Origin of the sequence: Paraburkholderia sp., from assembly GCF_035656215.1 — a bacterium.
In the GTDB taxonomy this organism is placed as follows: domain Bacteria; phylum Pseudomonadota; class Gammaproteobacteria; order Burkholderiales; family Burkholderiaceae; genus Paraburkholderia.
Genome location: NZ_DASRSY010000111.1, coordinates 1 through 2,858, shown reverse-complemented (window position 1 = coordinate 2,858; position 2,858 = coordinate 1). Strand labels below are relative to the sequence as shown.

General features: G+C 59.6%; 5 protein-coding genes and 1 pseudogene. 3 read left to right on the top strand and 3 right to left on the bottom strand.

What is annotated here, in order from left to right; all coding sequences use genetic code 11:
* Positions 1–238 (top strand): DUF1993 domain-containing protein (locus VFE81_RS06315; RefSeq protein ID WP_325043773.1); only part of this gene is annotated, 238 nt, incomplete at its 5' end.
* 135 nt (positions 239–373) lie between these two features.
* Here VFE81_RS06315 and VFE81_RS06310 read toward each other — a convergent pair.
* Together VFE81_RS06310 and VFE81_RS06305 are read right to left on the bottom strand one after the other, a co-directional pair.
* Entirely contained in the window at positions 374–694 is a 321-nt protein-coding gene (locus tag VFE81_RS06310; RefSeq protein ID WP_325043772.1) for a YnfA family protein, read from the bottom strand.
* A gap of 145 nt (positions 695–839) precedes the next feature.
* Positions 840–1,469, bottom strand: a complete 630-nt coding sequence (locus tag VFE81_RS06305; RefSeq protein WP_325043771.1) for a LysE family translocator — start codon at positions 1,467–1,469, stop codon at positions 840–842.
* A 154-nt stretch (positions 1,470–1,623) separates the two neighbouring features.
* On the opposite strand from VFE81_RS06305, the gene VFE81_RS06300 reads away from it, so the two are divergent.
* Both VFE81_RS06300 and VFE81_RS06295 read left to right on the top strand, forming a co-directional pair.
* Positions 1,624–2,091, top strand: coding sequence for an Lrp/AsnC family transcriptional regulator (locus tag VFE81_RS06300; protein ID WP_325043770.1), 468 nt, complete (start codon positions 1,624–1,626; stop codon positions 2,089–2,091).
* A 65-nt stretch (positions 2,092–2,156) separates the two neighbouring features.
* Positions 2,157–2,390, top strand: coding sequence for a hypothetical protein (locus VFE81_RS06295; protein ID WP_325043769.1), 234 nt, complete (start codon positions 2,157–2,159; stop codon positions 2,388–2,390).
* A 245-nt stretch (positions 2,391–2,635) separates the two neighbouring features.
* On the opposite strand, the pseudogene VFE81_RS06290 reads toward VFE81_RS06295, so the two are convergent.
* Positions 2,636–2,764 (bottom strand): annotated as a pseudogene (locus VFE81_RS06290) (carbohydrate porin); the annotation flags it as partial.
* Between the last annotated feature and the right edge of the window lie 94 nt (positions 2,765–2,858).

Below are 2,858 nucleotides of genomic sequence, written 5' to 3'. Positions count from 1 at the left end.
CCGCCTTCAAAAGACGATTGAATATTTGAAGGAATTCAACGCGCAGCAGATCGACGGATCGGAAGAGCGTCCCATCACGCTGAAAATGCGCAACGGCCCGATCGAGTTCACGGGGCTGTCATATCTGCTCGGTTTCGTGCTGCCAAACTTCTATTTTCACGTCACGACGGCGTACGACATTCTGCGTCACAACGGCGTCGAACTCGGCAAGCTCGACTATCTGGGTGGTGTCAAGTAAGAAGGCGCGCTTGCTATTGCGTGAGCACGGCTGGAGCGAGGGATAAGCGGCACGTGAGTCGCACATCGGCCACGTGTTTGAACGATGCATAGACCGTGCGAGCATGAACAGCCCATGCGCTGTGCGCGAGCGGCATCAAACGGGTGGCTGGAACGCGATGATCGCCATGCCGGCCAGTGTGAATGCCACGCCGACCGCATCCCACAGCGTGGGGCGCACTTTGTCGACGCACCATAGCCACGCAATCGCCACCGCCACGTAGACACCGCCGTAAGCCGCATACACGCGGCCTGCGGCGGTGCCGTGCAGCGTCAACAGCCACGCAAACAACGCGAGACTGAGCGCGCCGGGCACCAGCAGCCAGATGGAGCCGCCCTCCTTCAGCCAACGCCATGGCAAATAGCATCCGACAATTTCGGCAACGGCGGTTACGGCATAAAGCAGAAAAGTTTTCATCGACAGATAGAAGCGAATGGTTGTGTTGCCGCGGGACCGTGCGCGGCTGTCTATCGGCTTTATTAACACAATCACTTTGCGTGCGGGCACGGCACATGCAACATGTCGTCGCACTTGATCCCTATTCGCTACCTGTCATGCGCAATCAGTCCAGCGAAAGCCGCAGCGCAAAGCCAATCAGCGCCGCGGAGAAAGTCCAACGCTGCAGTGTCTGCGCGAGAGGATGAGCGCGCATCCAGCCAGCGATGCGCGCCGCGCCGATCGCGTACATGGCGTCGAAACACGCGCCGATAGCGAGTAGCACCAGACCCAGTTCGATCATCTGCAACGCAACCGGTCCGGCCTCAGGACGCACGAACTGCGGCAATAGCACTGAACAGAACAGCAGCGCTTTCGGGTTCAGCAGATTGGTCAGCAAGCCTTTGACGAAAGCGGCATGCAACGGGCGTGACTCGGCGCTCACCGTGCCACCTTCAGGCAACGCGAATACTGGTGAGCGGAAGATCTGAATGCCAACCCACGCGAGATACACCGCGCCGCCGTAACGCACCACGTCGTACAGCCAGGGCGCACTGCGCAACAGTGCCGCCACTCCGCACGCCGACAACGTGACGTGCGTTGCACGCGCCATCCCCAAGCCGCCGGCCGCCGCGAAACCACTGCGCACGCCACGTCCGATACTCGTTTGCAGAACCAGCGCCATGTCGGGTCCAGGCACGGCATAAACCACAAACAACGCAGCGATATAGACGACCAGAAGGTGTGCAGAAATCATAGAAGCCTCTTGTTTTTAAGGGCTCTATCTTGCTATCGTCGACGGAGCGTTTGTTGGCGAAATACAGGAACAGGCGCCTTGCTTTTGGAGGAATACGCTAATATTCCGATCTCAAGCCATGTTTTCCGCCAGCTCACAGTAATCAGCCAAAACCATGACAACCGACCTCGATAAAACAGACCGTGCCATCCTCGCCGCGCTGCAGAACGACGGCCGCATGTCGAATGCACGGCTGGCCGAAATGGTCGGCTTGAGCGAGACGCCTTGCGCACGCCGCCTCAAGCGGCTTGAGAACGACGGCTATATCGACCGGTACCGCGCGATGCTTTCGCGCTCCGCCCTAGGCCTCGGGGTCGTCGCGTTCGTCTACGTGCGTTTCGCCGTACACGACCGCGCGATGGCCACCCGTTTCGAGCGCGAGGTGCAGGCAATCCCGAGAATCCTGGCGTGCCACAACGTCTCGGGCAGTGCCGACTACATCCTGCAAGTCGTCGCGCGCGATCTCGACGACTACGGCACTTTTATGCGCGACGAGATGCGCAGCCTGCCGGGCGTGACATCGGTGGAGTCGGCGTTGTCGCTGCGGGAAGTCAAGGCTAACGGCGGGCTGCCGCTGTCCTGAGCGCGAACATGGCATAGTCACCCATTTGATACGGTGCGAGCCGACCAGACGAGTACGGAGTTTTCATGGATCACGAACAGGCGCGAGCCGAAGAGACAGCCGCGATGGAACGCGTGTTGACCGCAACCACGCGGGTAAAGGCGGCCTTCGCCTCGCTGCAATCGCAATTCCCGCCGGCCGGCAGCGGCCAGCCTTCGCAGTTCGCGTTGCAAACATTCGACGCTGCATTGCAGGAACTCGAAGACGCGCAAGCCGCATTCGACGAATTGCTCGGTGATCTGCTTGACGGCAATCGTTGAGTGGCATAGCCGGTCTCTTCACTGCATAGCTGCTGCATAGGGCGCGAGCGACGGCCGTCTTCAGTTTCCATCGAAGCGGGCGTCGCGTTGTTTGGAGGGGCTGGGCGGACTTGACCGTTAGTTGCGTATTGACGTTCTGGAACTGGAATTCCCACAACGCCGGATCGCCCATCCCCCTGCCCGATCGTAAGTGCTTCAACGCGCTGCTGTGCCCAGAAGCGCGTCGAAACACTCACTCCGCCCACTCAAAAAACGATATTGGTCCGCAACCCGACGATCGCTTCGTTGCCGACGCGCTGCGACGGATTGTTCGGATCAGGAATACCGCCGGCGGGACGGAACACATATTGGAAGTCCGCCTGCAGCTGCCACCACGTCCACGAGGGACTCCTTTTGATGAGACGGGCGGATTGTATTCGGCACACTTATAAAATCGCAAGTAAAAAACGCGCAAAAGAGATCGCACTC